This window comes from Candidatus Leptofilum sp., from assembly GCF_965223525.1.
Taxonomy (GTDB): Bacteria; Chloroflexota; Anaerolineae; order Promineifilales; family Promineifilaceae; genus Leptofilum.
Map to the genome: position 1 here is coordinate 1,840,100 of NZ_OZ245005.1, position 19,270 is coordinate 1,859,369.

15 protein-coding genes are annotated in these 19,270 nt (G+C 51.8%); 5 read left to right on the top strand and 10 right to left on the bottom strand.

Features of this window, described 5'->3' with window-relative positions; all coding sequences use genetic code 11:
- Positions 1-234 precede the first annotated feature (234 nt).
- The 7 genes from ACOQPM_RS24955 to sdhC all read right to left on the bottom strand — a co-directional run bounded on the left by ACOQPM_RS24955 (position 235) and on the right by sdhC (position 6,698).
- Positions 235-504: a hypothetical protein gene (locus tag ACOQPM_RS24955; protein ID WP_420631109.1), complete on the bottom strand. Its 270-nt coding sequence runs from the start codon at positions 502-504 to the stop codon at positions 235-237.
- Positions 505-507: 3 nt separating this feature from the next.
- Positions 508-1,518 carry a hypothetical protein gene (locus tag ACOQPM_RS24960; protein WP_420631110.1) on the bottom strand — a complete coding sequence of 337 codons (1,011 nt, stop codon included), beginning with the start codon at positions 1,516-1,518 and terminating at the stop codon, positions 508-510.
- A gap of 277 nt (positions 1,519-1,795) precedes the next feature.
- A complete protein-coding gene (locus ACOQPM_RS24965; protein WP_420631111.1) occupies positions 1,796-3,004 on the bottom strand; it encodes a tetratricopeptide repeat protein in 1,209 nt (402 codons plus the stop codon).
- Between the two features lie 89 nt (positions 3,005-3,093).
- On the bottom strand, positions 3,094-3,819 hold the full coding sequence (locus ACOQPM_RS24970) for a succinate dehydrogenase iron-sulfur subunit (RefSeq protein WP_420631112.1): 726 nt from the start codon (positions 3,817-3,819) through the stop codon (positions 3,094-3,096).
- A 74-nt stretch (positions 3,820-3,893) separates the two neighbouring features.
- A complete protein-coding gene (gene sdhA, locus ACOQPM_RS24975) occupies positions 3,894-5,681 on the bottom strand; it encodes a succinate dehydrogenase flavoprotein subunit (RefSeq protein WP_420631113.1) in 1,788 nt (595 codons plus the stop codon).
- A gap of 132 nt (positions 5,682-5,813) precedes the next feature.
- On the bottom strand, positions 5,814-6,236 hold the full coding sequence (locus tag ACOQPM_RS24980) for a succinate dehydrogenase (protein ID WP_420631114.1): 423 nt from the start codon (positions 6,234-6,236) through the stop codon (positions 5,814-5,816).
- 12 nt (positions 6,237-6,248) lie between these two features.
- On the bottom strand, positions 6,249-6,698 hold the full coding sequence (sdhC, locus tag ACOQPM_RS24985) for a succinate dehydrogenase, cytochrome b556 subunit (RefSeq protein WP_420631115.1): 450 nt from the start codon (positions 6,696-6,698) through the stop codon (positions 6,249-6,251).
- Positions 6,699-6,996: 298 nt separating this feature from the next.
- Between sdhC and ACOQPM_RS24990 the strand changes: the two genes are divergently transcribed.
- The 3 genes from ACOQPM_RS24990 to tmk all read left to right on the top strand — a co-directional run bounded on the left by ACOQPM_RS24990 (position 6,997) and on the right by tmk (position 10,423).
- Positions 6,997-8,049 (top strand): hypothetical protein, encoded by a 1,053-nt coding sequence (locus tag ACOQPM_RS24990; protein WP_420631116.1) that lies wholly within the window; start codon positions 6,997-6,999, stop codon positions 8,047-8,049.
- A 132-nt stretch (positions 8,050-8,181) separates the two neighbouring features.
- Entirely contained in the window at positions 8,182-9,708 is a 1,527-nt protein-coding gene (locus ACOQPM_RS24995) for a R3H domain-containing nucleic acid-binding protein (RefSeq protein ID WP_420631117.1), read from the top strand.
- A 76-nt stretch (positions 9,709-9,784) separates the two neighbouring features.
- Complete coding sequence (gene tmk / locus ACOQPM_RS25000; RefSeq protein ID WP_420631118.1) at positions 9,785-10,423, top strand: dTMP kinase; 639 nt, start codon at positions 9,785-9,787, stop codon at positions 10,421-10,423.
- A gap of 3 nt (positions 10,424-10,426) precedes the next feature.
- Here tmk and ACOQPM_RS25005 read toward each other — a convergent pair whose 3' ends face one another.
- Positions 10,427-10,816: an FmdB family zinc ribbon protein gene (locus tag ACOQPM_RS25005; RefSeq protein WP_420631119.1), complete on the bottom strand. Its 390-nt coding sequence runs from the start codon at positions 10,814-10,816 to the stop codon at positions 10,427-10,429.
- Between the two features lie 191 nt (positions 10,817-11,007).
- On the opposite strand from ACOQPM_RS25005, the gene gmk reads away from it, so the two are divergent.
- On the top strand, positions 11,008-11,631 hold the full coding sequence (gene gmk / locus ACOQPM_RS25010) for a guanylate kinase (RefSeq protein WP_420631120.1): 624 nt from the start codon (positions 11,008-11,010) through the stop codon (positions 11,629-11,631).
- Positions 11,632-11,737: 106 nt separating this feature from the next.
- Here gmk and ACOQPM_RS25015 read toward each other — a convergent pair whose 3' ends face one another.
- On the bottom strand, positions 11,738-15,016 hold the full coding sequence (locus ACOQPM_RS25015; RefSeq protein WP_420631121.1) for a S8 family serine peptidase: 3,279 nt from the start codon (positions 15,014-15,016) through the stop codon (positions 11,738-11,740).
- 714 nt (positions 15,017-15,730) lie between these two features.
- Between ACOQPM_RS25015 and ACOQPM_RS25020 the strand changes: the two genes are divergently transcribed.
- Positions 15,731-18,151 (top strand): HEAT repeat domain-containing protein, encoded by a 2,421-nt coding sequence (locus ACOQPM_RS25020; protein ID WP_420631122.1) that lies wholly within the window; start codon positions 15,731-15,733, stop codon positions 18,149-18,151.
- 43 nt (positions 18,152-18,194) lie between these two features.
- Here the strand turns inward: ACOQPM_RS25020 and ACOQPM_RS25025 are convergent, their stop codons facing one another.
- Positions 18,195-19,151, bottom strand: a complete 957-nt coding sequence (locus tag ACOQPM_RS25025; protein WP_420631123.1) for an alpha/beta hydrolase — start codon at positions 19,149-19,151, stop codon at positions 18,195-18,197.
- Between the last annotated feature and the right edge of the window lie 119 nt (positions 19,152-19,270).

Here is a 19,270-nt window from a genome sequence, read left to right on the forward strand (position 1 = left end):
TTGTCCGCCGTTCAGTTGCTTAAGCTGCGCGCTCGTTTCCTTTGGCGCGTCAGCTTGAAGCCGCGTTAGGGTGGCGTTTTGGTTTATCGAACGGCCTTAAATTACCAGATTGTCGACGTTCGGCACAACTCAACTTTGCATAAGCCGCCCTAACATAGTATTATCCTGCGCTACTATAGTCGAGTTGAAGCTAAAGTTTACTTACTATAGTAACTCACTATGTAGAGATGTTTCTCAATTGCCCTGCGGCACAATACGGCCGCTTTCCTGCACATCAACCGGCACACCGTCAATCAAACCAGGGATGATGTCCTCTGGGGCAAGCTGGGCGCGAGGTACCTTCTTTTCCACCATCACCACCAACACTACCTCGTCGGTGCGCGTTTTGTGCCGATGCCGGAAGCCAATCCCCACGCCAACCACATTTGCTTTACCCATCAGTTCAGCCTGGTGCGCCTCTTTCACCAGCCGAATGCGCTCAATTGCTTCCTGGTAGCTGCTCATTGCTCAAAATTCCACGTCCAAACAATCCAGCACTGCCTGAATAGGGCTAAAAATTGTGGATTGTGTTGATCCGGCAAACAGCAGCCCCACTGCCTCTTGCGTGTCCAATGCCACGACCAACGACCCAGAATCGCCCCCTTCAGACATGGGGCCTGCGATGAGCTGATTTTCAAAGGTGGCTACCCGGCCAGAACCGTAATTGACGCTCACCGTTGCTTCCACCGTGGTGATGACCCCAGTGGTGTACCCAGTGGTGCGCCCCGATTTACGTACCTGCATTCCCAGCACGCCTTCGGTGATGCCCGTAATTTCACCGATGTTCAAAATCTCATCCAACACATCGCTGTCGTTCAGGGGGCGGGCTACGGCCGCATCCACCAAATTAACTGCCTGTGGATTGGCCTGAAACACAGAAACGCGATGGCTGGAACCCAGGAAATTGGCAAACGCATTGCCAATATTGGCATAGGTTGAGGCAATACCGCAGCCGGAGCCAGACGTTTCGCCGAAATCAATAATGCAAAACCGCTCCAGGTTGGCGATGTGATCGTTGGCAACGGTGCCACCATCGGCTCCGCCGGGTTGAATAATCGGGTCGCCCGCCTGGGCATCATTGCTGTTGGCCAGTACGTGGTTGTTGGAGAGGATGAGCCGTACACCGGTGGCGCGATCGCGCACAATGCAGCCCAGCGTTCCGGCCGAAATTTGGTAGTGGCCAATGCTAACGCCGCCGGGTGCAGGGCGGAACTTGCCTGTGGGTACTTGATTGGCACGCACGGTGCCAATTTGCACCACATCGGTAGGCACGTTGCCCACCGTTGCCGGCACTAACGCCTCTGTGGCTAACCCTTCGACGGCAATTTTGTCGGCCACCAGCACCGAGAGGCATAGCTCGTCGGTTTGTTCAGTACCTTTAATGCGGTGGCCAATGCCTACCCCCACCACGTTGGGGCGTGCCATGAGTACGGCCGTATGGGCTGCTTTTGCTGCACGAATTTCACTTAATTCTGCCATGTTTCCCTCCGAGACTACAAGTTAAGTGCCCATTCACAGACAAAATATGGAAATGGTGAATGGGCTTTAAGTAGCCGTTAGGTTCCAAACTGGTATGTAACGGCTACTATGGGGGAACGATGTAGGGTACTTTGAGGATTTTGGACAGTATAAGCCAGGATGGTAGGGAAAACAACCAATCGAATTGCCTCAAAATAAATGTACTAGCCCTCAACCAGACTTCAAAAGTCTTGGAAGTAGCTTGCTCAACACCGGAGGTGGTTGAGACTTTTGAAGTCTATACCGAATTAAGTTGGTCTATTTTTTGGCGCATCAACTCAATTTGACTGGTCACAGATTGCCGGGTTTTGGGGTCGAGCGTTTTCTGCTGTACTTGTTGCAGCGTGTCCAGGCTACGCTGTGGGAAGCCCAACCGGGCGTACCCACTGGCCAGGCGGCGCAAAATAGCCACATTGCCGGGTGAGCGTCCCACTGCCCGCTGCCAATAGAGAACGGCCGTTGCCCACATCCCCCGTTGTGCAAACAGCTTTCCTGCTTTATCCAGCACCAGTGGATCCTTAATTCGGTCATCAGCTACGGCAATGCGCCACCGCTTTTCTCGTTGAAAATCAGCCCCTCCCATAAACGTGAAATACACAGCTAAAACGAGATAAATAATGGCAAATATAGACGTTAATGCAAATTCCCATGTAGAAATCAGACTATTCAATGGTATAGGGGTAAACAAAATGAATGCCACAATTGACAAAAGGGTTATTATGACCCCCAATATAGCTAACCAATAGGCCCAGACTTTCCGAAAATATAGGGCAACTGTGAGTCCGATAGAAGTGGGCAGCTCAGTAGCCAAAGTAGTCCAAAAGCGGGTTCTCGCTAATTTAAATTCCTCCCACGGAATTAAGGCTAAAGATGCATATTCAGCTATCACCAGATAATTTAAAGTAGTGATCAGAAGAAAGAGTACGTGCCCGACGATGCGAAAAACGATCCAGTTTTGCAGGTATTGCGTGCGGTTAGGGAAAACTGGTTCTTTCCCCACCATTTTTCGCTTGCATTTAGGGCATCTTCTGTCTTTGCGCTGCACGGGCTGGGCGCAGTAAGCACACAAATGTGCCGAGCTGCTCCACACATCCTGGTAGCGGGGCTTGTGGGGATCATCTACCTCTGGCAGCTCCAAATCATAGACGGGTTCTGCCCAAACTTCTTTCTCTTCTTCTACTTCTTCTGGGGGAGGGGAAGCCGGAGTGGCGCCTAGCTTTTGCAGACCCTTTTGGGCCATTTTGTTGTTGGGGTTGATGGCCAGCACATTTTCCAGGCAAATCTGGCGGTCTTCTTTGGTTTTTACCGTGCCACTCAGCCACAACCAGGCAGTTTCATTTTGCTCATCTTGCTCCACAATTTGCAGCAGAAGCTGATGCGCTTTTTCTCGCTCACCCGCTTTGGCTGCCTGGATTGCTGTTCGCAGGAGCTGGTCTATTTCTGTCATGGCTGGATTGCTGATTATATTGCGTATTCCGTATTGCATAGCTAGTGGGCAATACGGAATACACAATAAATCTCACGAAGCCGATATTTTTACACTTCACCAGTGGTCAGCGCTATCTTGACCTCGGCGAGGGCTTTGGTTACTTCAATTTCTCGCGGGCAGGCGTTGGTGCAGTTGAAGTTGGTGCGGCAGCGCCACACGCCCATCGTATCGCCAACGACTTCCAGGCGTTCGTTGTGGGCTTCATCCCGCGAGTCGAAGATGAAGCGGTGCGCCTGCACGATGGCTGCGGGACCAATATACTGCTCGTTGGCCCAGAAGCTGGGACAGGAGCTGGTACAAGCGGCACAGAGAATACATTTGGTGGTGTCGTCGAACCGTGCCCGATCTGCTTGTGTTTGCAGCCGTTCACGGCCGTTTTCCGGCACGGGTGATTCATTCATGAAATAAGGCATCACCGAACGGTAATGATCAAAGAATGGCTCCATATCCACAATTAAATCTTTAAGGACGCGCATGCCCAAAATCGGTTCTACCTGAATCTTGACGCTGTTGCTACCCTCTTTGGCTAGCCGGGCGACCAATGTTTTGCAGGCGAGTGCATTGGCTCCGTTAATGCGAACGGCATCTGAGCCGCAAACGCCGTGCGCGCAGGAGCGGCGCAGCGCAAGCGTGCCATCTTGTTCCCACTTTACGCGGTGCAGCACGTCTAAAACGGAATCGTTTGGCCGTGCATCTTGAATAGTGTACTCACCCCACCAGGGTACACTGTCCTTTTCCGGGTAAAAACGGCGAATGCGTAGTTGAACTTGCATAGGAATCTCCTCGTTGTCGGTAATCTGTTATCCGTAATCGGTAGAAGCCCGATTACCGTTTACCGTTCACTGGTTTAGTAGACGCGCTCCTTAGGCTCGTAGCGGCCCAGGGTGACAGGTTTGTAATCCAGACGATGCTCACCGTCTTCGGTACGGAAATAGAAAGTGTGTTTCAGCCATTCGGCATCGTTACGTTTTTGGTAATCATCGCGGGCGTGGCCGCCACGGCTTTCGGTTCTGGCCAGGGCAGAAACGGCCGTTACCTCTGCCAGTTCCAGCAAGCAACCCAGCTCCCACGCTTCCAGCAGGTCGGTGTTAAACTGATTTCCCTTGTCATCAATCTGAATATTGCGGCTGTACGCTTCGATGAGTTCTTGCAGGTCGGCAACGGCCGTATTCATCGTCTCATCTGTGCGGAACACGCCCACATTCGCAGTCATTGTCTTTTGCATCTTGGTTCGCAGCTCGGCTGGCTTAACGCCACCACTACCGTTGCGAATTCGTTCAAACTCAGCCATTACTTCGGCGGCGGGATTTTCTGGTAGAGGCAGCAAATCGGCCTGGTTGCAATAATTAGCCATGTGCTTGCCAGAACGACGACCAAACACCACCAAGTCTACCAGCGAGTTGGTACCCAGGCGGTTGGCGCCATGCACCGAAACGCAGGCACACTCACCGGCGGCATACAGACCGTCAATCAAACGGCCGTCCACGTCTGCCAAAACACGGCCGTCCACATCCGTAGGAATACCACCCATCGCATAATGCGCTGTAGGCTGCACAGGCATTGGCTCTTTCACAGGGTCCACGCCCAGGTAGGTGCGCGTAAAGTCAGCAATATCTGGCAACTTTGCTTCAATATACTCCCGGTCAATGCGGCGTTTTTCGCCCGCCTGCTCAAAATAATGGTTTACGGTTTCTGGGCGAATATCCAAATGAACGTAATCTTGGCCGTTGATGCCACGTCCAGCTTGCACTTCCAAAAAGATAGCTCGGCTCACCACATCACGGCTAGCCAAATCTTTAATGGTAGGAGCATACTTCTCCATGAATCGCTCCCCTTTGCTGTTGATCAGAACGCCACCCTCGCCACGCACACCTTCTGTAATCAGTACGCCCAACCGAAAGATGCCCGTGGGGTGAAATTGGAAGAACTCCATATCTTCCAGCGGAATACCACGCCGCAGGCAAATCGCCGCGCCGTCTCCAGTTAGTGAATGTGCGTTAGACGTAACTTCCCAGCAGCGGCCCCAACCACCAGTGGCAAAATGCACCGCCTTGCTGTGGAACACATGGAAATCACCACTGCTAATTTCCACGACCACCACGCCGCGCACCGTATTGTCCACGCGAATCAGGTCTACCACATGGAATTCATCAAAAAAGTTCACTTTATTTTTAATACATTGCTGGTAGAGCGTTTGCAAAATCATGTGGCCGGTACGGTCAGCGGCGTGGCAGGCGCGCTGAACGGGTTGTCCGGTATCATTGTTGGTATGGCCGCCAAAGCGACGCTGCGAGATAGTACCATTTGGGTAACGGTCGAACGGCAGCCCCATATGTTCCAGCTCGATGACGGTATCTACTGCCTCTTTGCACAAAACATCAACAGCATCCTGGTCTGCCAGGTAGTCTGACCCTTTTACGGTGTCGTAGGCGTGCCACTCCCATTTGTCTTCTTCCATGTTGCCCAGTGCGGCACCGATACCGCCCTGGGCTGCCCCGGTATGAGAGCGTGTGGGGTATAGCTTTGAAATGACGGCAACGTTTGCGCTTTTGCTAGCGTACAACGCTGCCATTAACCCGGCGCCGCCTGCACCCACGATGACGGCGTCGAATGTGTGAGTTTTTACATTAGCCATGTTATCCTGCACTTTTTAATTGAGTGATTGTGTAAAAATGTTTAAGCACGAGCAAATATGAATCGCTGGTTGTTGCCGTAGTGTCTTACTACGTTCCAGGGACGCGGAAAGAATCCGCGGCTTCATGCTTGCTTAGCCGGGCAACCCCTGGGCAGCTTGTCGAGCAGCTTCAGGATCAAATAATGCGATGCCAACGGTGGCCCAAATGATGGTGGCGACCACAAAAATCGCCAAAACAATGTTTATAATGCGAATCGTTTTGGGATTATGGATGTAATCTTCTAGCACGTTACGCAGGCCATTGACCCCGTGTGGGATGGCAAAGAGCAGCAGGAAGATGTCGTACACCTTCCAGCCCCAAGAGTTCCACTGGTCGGCGACAAAGATGAGTGTGAGGTTGCCGCTGCTGTTGAGGACGTGCTGGATCATCATGTGGCCTACTGCCAAAATGAGCAGGATGAGGCCAGACATACGCATGAACATGTAGGCGTACCGCTCGAAGTTAAATTTTACCTGTACCTTGCGGCGGGTGATAGTTGGTGTGGCAGATGTCATTTTTTTACTCTCTTATCCGATGAAATCGCTTAAAGCGGGGAATGCCCAGCAGGCGGCTGCACCTAATTCGCTGCAGCGGCTCAAAAATTCAATCAGCATGTAAGCCCCGATGGGAATAAATACGGCCGCAAACAAAACCCAAACAATTGTCGCACTTCGTTTCTGGTGCATCCACCATTCCGGCTTGAAATCCAGGATGGTAATGCGGATACCGTTGAAGGCGTGGTACAGAACGGCCGCCATAATGCCAATCTCGCCCACGGCAAAGAGGGGATGCTTAAAAACGGCGATGGACCAAGCGTATAGCTCTGGGTAAAAATGGGCGTTTGCAGTGTCCCAAACGTGCAAAACGAGGAATCCCAGGATGGCTAGGCCAGACAAGCGATGGGCTATCCAGCTATAGTGGCCACTTTTCCCGCGATACCGCACGCTTTCGCGTATGGTGAGTATCAAAGATGACATAGTGCTCCTTCTTCCACTGCTGTGTGGATCTCTTGAGGTCAATCGTTTTCACATAAAATGAAACCGCGCTCATTATAGCACGTTTGCTTGCGAACGTAAGGAATTTTGTGGGCGGAAGCCTGCCGATTTTGCGGTATAATTCAGTTGTCTCAGCTTGGCAAAAATGCACAAAATGGCCGAGTTTTTTCGGTGGCAGATGCAAATTAGTGGCATCTTGGCTTATGAATTTATGAACATCTTTGCCCTAGATTGTTGGATGCTTGTCTAGCTTTTTAGCGACTGTTACACTTTACTTCTAATGATACGACCGTTTAATCTACGCGATTTGCCACTGGTTCATCGCTTAAGCGAAGTGGGTGTTTCCCTCCACACGGAATCTGCCCTGACCAAGAATCTGCACCCGACGCGGGGTGCGCTTTTTAGTTTAGTAGGTGGCGATTTTCCCACTTATGTGTGGAAGTCAGACAATAATGGACTGGCGGGATTCATTCAACTTTTTTTGGATGAAGAGAGTGTGCATGCTCACATTTTGTACCTTAGCTCTACCCGTGAAGAACAGATAGATTCGACTGACAACGGCACGGCCGTTTCCGGGGCAAAAGATGCAGATGGGCAACGGCCGTATCTGGTGAATGAAAACGTTTGGCTGCCGCTTTTGGATCAGGCAGTTGCAGAAGCTGGGCGGCGTGGCATTCATAGCCTGGTTGCTGAGGTAGATGAACTGAGCGATAAGTTGCCCGTGTTGCGGCGGGCTGGCTTTGTGGTGTACACCCGGCAAGATGTATGGGTATTAGCACCAGACGAAGCGCGTCAGGCTGCAAACGAAGCAAATGGTTTACGACCCCGCCAGGCAGAAGATGATTGGGATATTCAAATTTTGTATGCCAACATTGTTCCCCGCCTGGTTCAGCTAGTGGAACCAATGCCACCGCTGCACGACGGGGTAGGTTGGGTGTTACATGAAGAGAATGAATTAGCAGCATTTGTACATGTTCACGTAGGGCCAGTGGCCACCTGGATGCGACTGTTTATCCACCCCAGTGCAGAAATACAGGCGGATCGAATTATTACGGCCGTTGTGCAAAGAACACCCGCCGCTGCCACTAGACCCATCTACTGCTGCGTGCGTCGCTACCAAAGCTGGGTACAAACTGCATTGGAGCGGTCTGGTTTTACGCTGTGGGGAAGCCAGGCAGTTATGGTGAAGCATATTGTGCAAAAAGCCGCCAAACCGCTTACAGATTTATCCGCAGCCTTAGAGACACAGGGCATCACGCCTTCTGCGCCACTTATCCGTCAATACAGAAATACGGGGCATCATCCAGAGAAACAACCAGCCCCGTCCAAATAAAATTCATACATGAACTTATCACAGACAGAACAAGCAAAAGAAGATTTACAAAAATTATTACAAATTTTACCGACGTCAATCTCGGAAAAGCTAAATTCAATAGGTCGAGAAGTTGAACTCCTGGAAGTCGTCATGGATTTTGGCCGTCAACCAACCGCCCGCTACACCGACGGCGAGGTTGTGCTGCGCCAGGAAGAGGTAACAGCCGCAGAAATTACGGCCGTTGTCGCTGGCATTGGCGATTTTGATGATGACAACCGAGCCGGCATCGCCCGCACCCTGCACCGCATCTCTGGCATTCGCAACCGCAAAGGGGAAGTGGTGGGGCTGACCTGCCGTGTAGGCCGCGCCGTGTATGGCACGATTGACATTATCGAAGACATCATTGCCGACGGACACAGCATTTTGCTGCTGGGACGGCCTGGCGTGGGCAAAACCACCATGCTGCGCGAGATGGCGCGCATTCTTGCCGAAAAGCGGCGCGTGGTCATTGTAGACACGTCCAACGAAATTGGAGGCGATGGCGACATTCCCCATCCTGCTGTGGGCCGTGCACGCCGGATGCAGGTGCCGCGTCCCTCACATCAGCATGAGACGATGATTGAAGCCGTAGAAAATCACAACCCCGAAGTAATCATCATTGATGAGATTGGACGTGAGCGTGAAGCGGCCGCTGCTCGCACCATCAACGAGCGGGCGGTGCAGCTCATTGGCACAGCGCACGGCAACACGCTAGAGAACCTGCTGCTAAACCCCACCTTGTCTGACCTGGTGGGCGGCATTGAAAGCGTTACCCTGTCCGACGAGGAAGCACGGCGGCGCGGGACACAGAAAACAGTTCTGGAACGTCGCGCCCCTCCCACGTTTGATGTGCTGATTGAAATTCAGGATCGAGAGAAGCTGCTGGTGCATCCAGACGTGACGGCTTCTGTAGATTCGATGCTGCGGGGCCAGCCATTCCGGGTGGAGTTCCGCTCACGGGATGAGGCGGGCAAGGTGCAGGTGGAGCAGCAAAATGCGATGGTCACATCTACGGCCGTTACCGGACGACGCGAAGCCCGGTCTGGCAAAGGGAAAGAGCGTGAGGATCGTAACGGCCGTATCTTCACCAATGGCAGCGGCAGCAAAGCGAATGGTAGGCGGACAGAATTGTCACCAGAGCAAGCACTCATTGAGGAACGGCCAGAGTCGCTCCATGTATTTGCCTACGGTGTGGCGCGTAATCGCCTCATTCAGGCCGCCAAGCGGCTCAAGGTACACATTACGTTGGTGAATACCCTCAACGAAGCAGACGTGCTGGTGACTTTAAAAAGTTACTATCGCAAGCGACGGCAGCTTATCAATGATGCCGAGCGGCGGCGCACACCTGTATACGTGTTGCGCGCGAACTCTACCAACCAAATGGAGAACTTTTTGATTCAAGTAATGAACCTGGATGGGCCGAAAGCAACAGATCCATTTGAGGTGGCCATTGCTGAAGCCGAGCGGGGCATTGAGTTGATTCAGGCTGGGCAAGCGTCCGTTGATTTGCGACCAGTGGGCAGTGCCATTCGCCGCTACCAGCACCAAATGGTGCGGCAGGCAAATTTGGTCTCGCATAGCTATGGCAAAGAGCCAAATCGGTACGTACGTATCTTCAGCGCCAGCCGCAAAAATTAAAGTTTTGCCACAGAGAACATACCTCTAAAACCTCTGTGTTCTCTGTGGCTCTTTATAAAAATTCAGGGAATTTTGCATGTTTGTCACGTTTGAAGGGCCAGAAGGCAGCGGTAAGTCCAGCCAAATTGCTTTGCTGGCACCGTTTTTGCAAGAGCAAGGGTTTTCGGTAATCACCACGCGGGAGCCGGGGGGAACATCCATTGGGGATGAAATTCGGGCTTGCGTGCATAACGTGGCAAATACAGCGATGACCCCCGTGGCAGAAATGTTGCTTTACTCTGCGTCACGGGCGCAACATGTGGGGGAGTTGATACGGCCGTCTCTAGCGAAAGGCCACATCGTCCTCTGTGACCGTTTTGCCGATAGCACCATTGCCTACCAAGGATACGGCCGTGGGCTTGATTTGACCCAATTGCATCAGGTTACCCAGATTGCCACTGGCGGTTTGCAGCCAGACATCACCTTTTTGCTGGATGTGGATGTGGAGCAAGGGTTGGCGCGACGAACCGGCGGCGGTTTAGAAATGAACCGGCTTGATTTGGAAACGGTGCAGTTCCACCAGCGGGTGCGGGATGGGTATCATACGCTGGCTGCCTCTGATCCGGATCAATGGGTGATTGTAAATGCAGAACGGCCGTTGCCAATCATCCAGGATGAGATCCGCACAAAGTTAATGGAGCGGTTGAAGGAAACGGCCGTTCGTTTGCACAAATAATAATCAGACATCTGATGGCAAATCTACGCCACCAGCCAAATCCGGCATTGATTGCTCAATGGATTCCGGCGACTCGCCCTTTTCCAACCGGCCAACCACCTCATTGAACTCATCTCCCATATCTTCGCCCATTTCCTGCCCCATTTTACGCATGAACCTGCCCAAAGATTGGGGATCATTCTCATCCAGGCCAGATAGATCAGCATCCATCATGTTGCCCAGCCGTGCCTCTTCAGATTTTGCCACCGCTACCCGGCTAATCCGACGTTTCATCTCTTGGCTTTGGCAATGTGGACAAACGGCTTGAACCTTGCCATACTCACTGTATGAAAATTGCAGTCTGGCATGTTTACCACATACCAAACATTGAAAATCATAAAAAGGCATGATCATAAATCCTTACATTTTCTTCCTATTCATAGCAAACCACAGAAAGAAGTTTAAAAACCGAAGGGCGGTTTCTTTGTGGTTTGCTCAAGTAAAAGCGGGAGAAACGGCTCTGCTTATTTCAGAAAACTTTCCCGCTTTTACACAATTATACGTTTCAACAAGACGCACATCAAACAGCCAAAACGAGGTTAAACGTGTTAAAAGAAAACCTGTACCAAAAAGAAAATCATCCTAAACTCATTGTGATTTCCGGCCCATCCGGGGTTGGTAAAGATACAATTGCCCGCAAATTAATTGATACGGATCCCAAGCGATTTTACTTTGTTGTCACTGCCACCACCCGCCCACCAAGAGAAGGAGAGGTCCATGGCGTAGATTATTTTTTCTTTAGCAACGATGAGTTTGCGGAAATGATTGAAAGCTATGAACTGTTAGAATACGCGGTTGTCTACAACGATTACAAAGGCATCCCCAAACAACAAATCCGGGACGCGCTGGATAGTGGTCGGGACGTCATTATGCGGGTAGATGTTCAGGGAGCGGCAACCATCCGCAAAATTATTCCCAATGCGATTTCAGTCTTTTTAACCACGGAAACAGAAGATGAACTGGTGCGTCGTTTGGTAGAGCGCAAGTCAGAAACGGCCGAAGGGCTCAAGCTAAGAATCGCCGCGGCTCGTCAAGAAATGAAGCGCATCAAGGAATTTGATTATTGGGTAGTCAACGCAGAATCACAACAGAAACGAGCCGTACGAGAAATCTTGAGCATTATCGAAGCGGCTCATTGCCAGGTTCAGCAAGAGCCAATCCATCTTTAAACAATCACAAACTCAAATAGCATTTAAATACAAAAGCGGGTTGGCAACTAGTTGCCAACCCGCTCTTATTACCTTACTAGCAGCCTAAGCTGCCAGACAGGAGCTGTTATTCAGCACCGCTTGTAATTTCACCGCTGAAGCAGGAAACGGCCGTGCCTTCAAACAGATCAGATGTCATTTCAGCACAGTTTGTCCAGTCACCGGGGGTGTTCCCGTACATGCTAAACGTAACCGTGTGAGACCCACCTGGTGCACCAGGCGTGGAGAATACATCAATTTCGTAGTCTCCATCCGGGAAGGAAGGTGTCGGGATGTCGCCAACGCCGTCTTGGTAGATCGCTGTACCGGTGTTACCGAACAGGTTCTCAGCACCAACGGTCAAGAGGCCAGCGTCGCCACCAGAGAGCTGATCAGCTGGCCCGTAGGTGAAGCTGATGTCTTCAAAGCCATCTATGCCAATCCAAGCCTGAACCGTGTTCAATTCGCCGTCGCCCCAGTTTGGTACCATTTCCCATTCAACTACGATCCAGGAATTAACACCGTCACCTAAGACGTTAACGAGTACACGACCACCAGCACTTGGATCCATGTCTGTCCAGTATGGAGCCAAAACGTTGTTGGGTATACTGTCACTTGGGAATGCTGTGGTGTTGGTGAACTGAACATCAGCGCCAGTGCCGCCACCTACAACAATGTAACCGTTAGAAACAACACCGATCGTACCCCATGTCTCGCCAGCGTACACAAATGGCGGAACCGTCACATTTGTGATTGTTTCGTCGCCAGAACCGAGGTCGAGCGAGGAACCGAAGAGAGCAAGCGGTAGATACCCTGCTGGGGAAGCTAGCGGATCAACGGCCGCATCTACAATTGGCGGAGAAGCAGCAAACAGCGTGCCGCTTGTGCTCCAAGAGCGAGAGCTGGTCTGCGTAGCGCCATCAACGCTGCCGTTAACCAGACGTAAACGACGTGGCAGAATGTCACTCAAATCAAAGTTTGCTTCTGAAGCAAAGCTGTTGTTGGTTACTGTTACTGTACATTCAGTTGCTTCGCCAATAGCCAGGCTATCAGAATCACAAACCTTTTCAATGGAAACGGCCGCTTCACCACGAACAATAGTTACAGGGAAGCGAACAGCATGGTCACCATGAGTCATGTGAATAACACCCATTGCCGTGTCGCCAACTGCTACGCCACTGGCATCAACATTGATGGCAACAGTTGCGTCACGACCGGCGCGAATACCCACAACAGATGGTACATTGATGTTCAAACCATCGTCTGCTTCAACTGATACAACCCACCAGGCATCGTAACCCAATTCGCTTTGCAGCGTCCGGTATACGGTCATTTCACCAGGCATGTTCGGGATGTAGAGGCTGGGATAGTTGCTGTTCCATAGATCGTTTTCGTGGGCAACATAATTCGCACCAGAGTCAGAAATGGTCAAACCAGGGTCGCCAGCGTAATTCAAATCTACGCGACCAGACCCAACATCAAAGTGGTCAACAGGTGTGACACCATCTTCTTTGGTTACACCATCTACTGTTGCTGTGGTCATCAAGGCAGATTTAATTTGCCCTGGTGTCCAATCTGGATGCAGTGCTTTAAGCAAGGCCGCCGAACCAGCCGTATGCGGGCTAGACATTGAGGTACCGCTGAGTAGCTGATGGAGACCCGGTTGTCCTAGAACTTCTGCTGGATATGGGGTATCGGCAGCAAGAATGTTTACGCCAGGTGCAGTCAAATCTGGTTTGCTAACACCCAGAGTCTGACCAGCACCACCACGGGAGCTAAAGGCAGCCATTACGTCACCTTGAACGGTGGATTTAATGCCGCCGCTTAGAGTACCCATTACATTGGTGTTGCTTGCCATGAAGTCTAGCAGGGTAACGCCATCAACATCTTGGATGTGGATACCAGGAACCCAGTGGCTGTCGGTATTCAGGGTGCCTAACGATGTGTTGTATAGAACAAAACCACCAGCACCGCCAGCAGCCACGTTTGCGCTCTTGGTTACACGCGCAATGACACCACGCTTGCAAACAACAATTTCCCCATTAAAGGTACCAGCCGGGAACGGCGTATTACACATACCATTTTCTGGGTCTGTCTCATCCAAACCATCGTAGTCATCAGCCAAAACAACTGATGCTGGGCCGAAGCCACCAGTGATGGATACACCATCCAAAGTCAAGGCAGCACCACCGTCAGCAGTGAGTTCGATGTTAGCCAGGTAGCCACGATCGTGGGTGCTTGCGCCACTCGTGGTAACCCAGGGGCTGCGACCAGCAACCGTGTCGGCACCGGGGCCACTGTTACCACCGGATTTAGCAACGAAGATACCGTTCTCGTAAGCTGCCAAGAAGGCCAGCGAGCCAGCATCGTTGTAAGGATCGCTACCACCACCAACTGAGAAGTTCAATACGTCAACGCCGTCGGCGATTGCTTGATCAACGGCTGCGGCCGTATCAGAAGTGAAGCAGCTTGCCGTGCCAGGTACAGAACCACAAACTTTGTAGGCAATGATGTGTGCCCGCGGGGCAACACCAGAAATAATACCCAACGAGCCACCCAGAACGTCTGCGGAAACGTTGCTGTTACCGGCAGCCGTGCTGGCTGTGTGGGAACCGTGTCCATCATTGTCACGCGCTGAGAGGAATTCGCCATCTAGCATGGTGCGATTGGCTTCAAATGTTGCCATGAAACGGTAAGCACCGATGAGCTTGTTGTTACACTCAAAATCAATGCCCAAATCCGTGCCATCAGCCATTACGCTACCCAAATCACAACCATAGGTTCCAGGAGGAGCCGAATACGGATTGCCATTGGGGTCTGGATCAGCGAAAGATGGATTTTCTGGCCAAATACCAGAGTCCAGGATACCTACGATAACGCCTTCACCGGCACTTTCTTGACCGCCCAGAGCGCTCCAAACGGTCGGCGCACCGATCCATTGTGGACCAACATCTGTTGTCAATTCTACTTCTTCGTCCAGGTAAATAGCGGTGACCCCACTGATAGAGGCAATAGCATCTAGGTTGGCACCAGCAACGCGAGAAACAGCCAGACCATTAAAGACTCGGCTGTATTCATAAGTTACTTCGCCATAGTTATCGAGGGTGTCTTTGAGGGTACCAGCGTCAATAGCTTCATCAACGGTGATAATAATACTGACTTCTTCGAGATCTCCAATTTCAATTTTACCAGCGGTGGGAACTTCTTTATCGCCGGTGAAGCTGGATTCAACAGAAACACCGCCAGAGGCGGTGAAACCACCGTCCTGGGCAAAGCCGAGGGAGGCTGAGGAAAGCACCAGGACGAGTGTAAGTAATGCTAAAAGCATCAGTGTAAGCACACTCTTTTTGGGATTTTTCTTAAACATCTGTTCTCCTGTTTTGTTTTACAATGTAAGGTTTCAATGCTTTTTAGTTAATCTTCCGATTTAACCGATAACTGACGTTTTTTTATAGAATCACCTCCTCAAGAACATTTTTCATTTTATTGGTTGGTGCTGACACAAATTTTAATTTATTTGTATGGTAATAAGGGCTGCTACTGACCTGATTGGTGATGTTCAGGTTACAGCAAAATAAGACTGCTTACCTGAAGAATCGGCTTGTCTTGGCAGACGGCCGTTTCTTTTGAAGTAGTTCTCTGCTGCTGCCCGGTTCAAAGGGTGTTTTTGTAGCACCTTCCATAAATTGATCAAGATTGTTTGCGTGCTTTTGTGACCTGACATTAACCTTCTGGTTTATTTGTTTTTGCTTTTATACGGGGTAACTTTTTCTGAAAATTGCGCTATTCTACGATTATAATTTTACTATGATGAGACTGGATAAACATACTTACAGTTGGTTACATTTATGCTTACGAAAGTGTTAATACTCGTGTGAAAATATGCTGATTTGCTCCGTTAGATTACCGTCTAATGGTAAGCTGTTCTAATAAATCTGACAATGTTTTTCATGAGCTACACATTTTATTTGTTGTGAATCTTCAAAAAATAGTTTGTGTAAGGGGCGTAAATTTTTTTATTTTGCTACATACGGCCGTGTTATAATCTCTGCACATCAACGACGAGAACAATGGCTGACTTATGCAATCATTCCAAAATTGGCAGTTCGATACAATATCATTTGTTGTGGGCTTGTTGCTGGGCCTGGTGGGAGCGTATAGCTTTTTGCGGATACGGCCGTTCCTCCGCCGCCGGTTGGCCCGTCTAACTGATTGGGTTCGGGAGCGCATCACCTATTTGCGCTCTGGTGTAGCTGTGCGATTTTTGGCAGAAACGGCCGCTTACGCCAACACGCACCATCTTTTAGGTAACCAGGCCGGGCTAGATGCTCTGTTTGTGCCTCCTCGGTTGCAGGCACCGCTGGATGATCCAGCGCTGCTGCCCGAAGATCGGGCGGCAACCGCCGTGAGTTACTTGTGGCCAGAATGGGCGGGTGGCGTGGGCTTGCCCCCACCGCCAACGATGAGCGTGGAGCAGTTACTGCGAAACGGCCGTCGCGTCATCATTGCGGGGGAGCCGGGAGTAGGTAAGAGTACGTTGCTGGCACATTTAGCTTATCGCTGTGCTGTAGCCACTGCTGATGGGCGAGATGCTGCTCTGGTGAATACAATGCCCGTGTTGGTTCATCTGGCTGAGTTGGGTGTTGCTGCTGGGGGCGAACTGGAGGATGCTGAAGCAATTTTGGCCAACGCAATGCAAAAGCGGGCCAATCCTTTAACGGCACCAGGTATTAAAGATTTGCTACACCAAAAGCTGAAGGCAGGGCAAGTTTTGCTGTTGTTGGATGGTTGGGATGCCTTGCCTGTTCCTAAACGGCCGAACGTGGCCGAGTGGCTGGAGGCGTTGTTGCGTAAATACAAGCAGACGCAAACGTTTGTGGCGGCGGGCTTAACAGGGCACGGCTTGCTATTGGAGTTAGATTTTACTAGGAGTACATTGATGCCCTGGCGGTTGGGGGAAGTTGATCAATTTTCTGAGCAAGCAACGCAAGCACTTTCTGTAAGTAAGCCACCACGTTTGCCTTATTTTTGGCAACCAGGGCAAATAACGGCTGCTACCACCCTCAACTATTTTCTGCGCGGTTTATCGCAGGTGGCGGATGATCCGAAACGGCCGTTGCCGCTTTGTGACCTATTGCAAAATAGCCTATCCATGTTGGCTGGGCAGCCAGCCGTTGATCCCCAGCACCTTACCTTTTGGCAGCAGTTGGCGTTCATCATGCTTAGCGATGGGAAAATGGCGCTGAACCGGGCAGAGATAACGGCCGTTGCCGAAGAAATGTGTCAGGACGCCGACGGTGAACTGGATCGCAGTGCTGCCAATCAGCTACAAAAATCGGTGAAGCAGACGCCGATTTTTGTAACGTGGGGTAACGACAGCGTCAGCTTTTGTGGCACGCTATGGCGTGACTTTTTGGCAGCGGGTTACTTGGTGGCACAGCAGGACGAGGCGACTGCGGCTGCTCATTTGCACGATAGTTCCTGGGCGCAGGTGCTGCGCTTTTACGTGGCGCAGCAAGACCCGGCGGCGTTGGCCAAGCAGCTTTTGCAGGGGCAAGATAATTCGCCATCGCGTGAGTCGGTTTTCCAGGTAGCGTCCTGGTTGCCGCTAACGGCAGCCAAAGGAGAGTGGCGGCGGCAAACGATGATTTTGCTGGGGCAGATGATTCGTTCTGGCCCCTCATTTACGCAAGTGATTCGCCAGCGGGCAGCAGCCGCGTTGGCGCAGTCGAACGAACCAGGCGTGATTACCTTTGTTTCTCAGCTGCTGGAGCGATCAGACCCATTTTTGCGGCAGTTGGGCACGGCCGCTTTACCACGATTAGGCGATGATCGGGCAATTGGCCTGCTGGCAAAAATGATTTCTGATGGGGATGAGCTGGTGCGGCAAACGGCCGTTTACGGCCTTCTTTTTTATCAACATCATCCATTGGCAGAGCAGCCACTGCTGGGCGCACTCATCGGTGAAGATGAAACCTTGAGCCAAATTGTTGCCGAGGGCTTGGCTTTAAATGGGTCGCGCGGGGTTGAAATTTTGCTAGAAGCGTTGGGTGATGATGATATTCAGGTGCGTCGGGCGGCGGTGCTGGGGCTGGCCCTGCTCGATTCGACTTCGATAGAAAAGCAGCTCATTCAGGTCGAGCGACATGATGACGAATGGTTTGTGCGCTCGGCAGCTAACGGGGCATTAGAAACGCTGCGAGCGCGGCGCAAAGTGGCCAAATGGGAGCCGCCCAATCCCGCCGATCAGCGCTGGCTGACGATGGCGTTTCGGGAGAATGGCCGTATCGTACCTGATGGCGCAGCGGCCATGCCCTTCCTGGTACAGCTCATTAGCGAATCGGATGACAACAAGCTGCGCGCCTCTGCCGCCACCTTACTCAGCCATTTACCGGCTCTGGATGCGATGCCTGCGTTGGAAACGGCCGTGCGCGACACCGATTTTACGGTAAGCGAAGCAGCTTTCACCACCCTCTGCCACCTACGCCGTGCCTATGGATAAATGCAAATGCAATTCTGCAGCTATGCTTAACATATATATGGCATTATTCTGGCAGATGCTGCTCGAAGAAGGCAGTGGCAATGGCGGGATTGTCAATCAAGTATTGGTAGCCGCTGTAGCGGTCGGTGCCGGGGACAAGCAGGGGGCCGCTGGGGTTGGGTGTGGCGATGGCCATTTGCTGCACGTCTTCGGGGCTGCCCCACGGGTCGTCTATGCCCTGAATGTACAAAACGGGGGTCTGGCCTGCTTGAGCAACGGCCGTTCCCAAACGATACTCCTTCAACGGCCGTCCGCCCGCCTGCTGAAACATCAACTCTGCCAACGGCAAGATCACTCTCCCCAAAAAACCAAACTGATGCACCCCAAATCGTTCAGCAAAGTGAGCGGGGGAGGTGGGCTGCACGGCAACGGCCGCTTGAATCTCATCCGTTTCAGCCAGGGCGTACAGTACCGTGTTGGCGCCAGCCGAAAACCCAAGCGCGCCGATCCGGTTGGCGGCCACTTCAGGACGGCCTTGCAGGTAGGCGATTGCCCCCACAACATCCTGCGCCTCGGTTTCGCCAAACTGCATCGGGGCTTGACTGCCACTTTCACCATGATTACGGCCGTCATACATCAACAAACCAAAGCCATCTTTATATAAACTGTGCGCCAGCCGCAGCAAATCCACCTGAGAGGCGCCCGTCATGTTAGCCACCACGTCGGTGGCCGCTTCGCCCAGGCGGTTCCAGCCCCAGCCGTGCACCATGATGAGCGTCGCCCCTTTGCGAGGGGAATTGGCAGGAGCGGGAATAAACCAGCCGCTTAGGCGTACGCCATCGGTGGCGGGGAAGGTCACGTCTTCGTAAGTCATGTCTAGCTGGTCTGGTGTGCCCCACAGCGGTTGGCGCAACGGTTGAATGAGTCTTTGGGCAAAAAAGGCAGCGATGGCGGTTATCAACCCCGCGACGATGCCGCCTAAAATAAAGAGCCAACGCAAAACGCGGCGAAAAATGTTCATGTTCGTTCCTTTCACATAAATGGTTATCTTTTAGGACAATATGTTGGGCTGTGGCCGGCGTCTCGCCGTGCCACCTAGCCGGCTCGGTCAGGAGACCGGCCGGAGCAACTAGGTAAGTC

Coding starts and splice junctions, on each gene's coding strand:
- ACOQPM_RS24955 (WP_420631109.1), bottom strand. CDS start 504: ATGAGCAGCTACCAGGAAGCAATTGAGCGCATTCGGCTGGTGAAAGAG.
- ACOQPM_RS24960 (WP_420631110.1), bottom strand. CDS start 1,518: ATGGCAGAATTAAGTGAAATTCGTGCAGCAAAAGCAGCCCATACGGCC.
- ACOQPM_RS24965 (WP_420631111.1), bottom strand. CDS start 3,004: ATGACAGAAATAGACCAGCTCCTGCGAACAGCAATCCAGGCAGCCAAA.
- ACOQPM_RS24970 (WP_420631112.1), bottom strand. CDS start 3,819: ATGCAAGTTCAACTACGCATTCGCCGTTTTTACCCGGAAAAGGACAGT.
- sdhA (WP_420631113.1), bottom strand. CDS start 5,681: ATGGCTAATGTAAAAACTCACACATTCGACGCCGTCATCGTGGGTGCA.
- ACOQPM_RS24980 (WP_420631114.1), bottom strand. CDS start 6,236: ATGACATCTGCCACACCAACTATCACCCGCCGCAAGGTACAGGTAAAA.
- sdhC (WP_420631115.1), bottom strand. CDS start 6,698: ATGTCATCTTTGATACTCACCATACGCGAAAGCGTGCGGTATCGCGGG.
- ACOQPM_RS24990 (WP_420631116.1), top strand. CDS start 6,997: ATGATACGACCGTTTAATCTACGCGATTTGCCACTGGTTCATCGCTTA.
- ACOQPM_RS24995 (WP_420631117.1), top strand. CDS start 8,182: ATGGATTTTGGCCGTCAACCAACCGCCCGCTACACCGACGGCGAGGTT.
- tmk (WP_420631118.1), top strand. CDS start 9,785: ATGTTTGTCACGTTTGAAGGGCCAGAAGGCAGCGGTAAGTCCAGCCAA.
- ACOQPM_RS25005 (WP_420631119.1), bottom strand. CDS start 10,816: ATGATCATGCCTTTTTATGATTTTCAATGTTTGGTATGTGGTAAACAT.
- ACOQPM_RS25015 (WP_420631121.1), bottom strand. CDS start 15,016: ATGTTTAAGAAAAATCCCAAAAAGAGTGTGCTTACACTGATGCTTTTA.
- ACOQPM_RS25020 (WP_420631122.1), top strand. CDS start 15,731: ATGCAATCATTCCAAAATTGGCAGTTCGATACAATATCATTTGTTGTG.
- ACOQPM_RS25025 (WP_420631123.1), bottom strand. CDS start 19,151: ATGAACATTTTTCGCCGCGTTTTGCGTTGGCTCTTTATTTTAGGCGGC.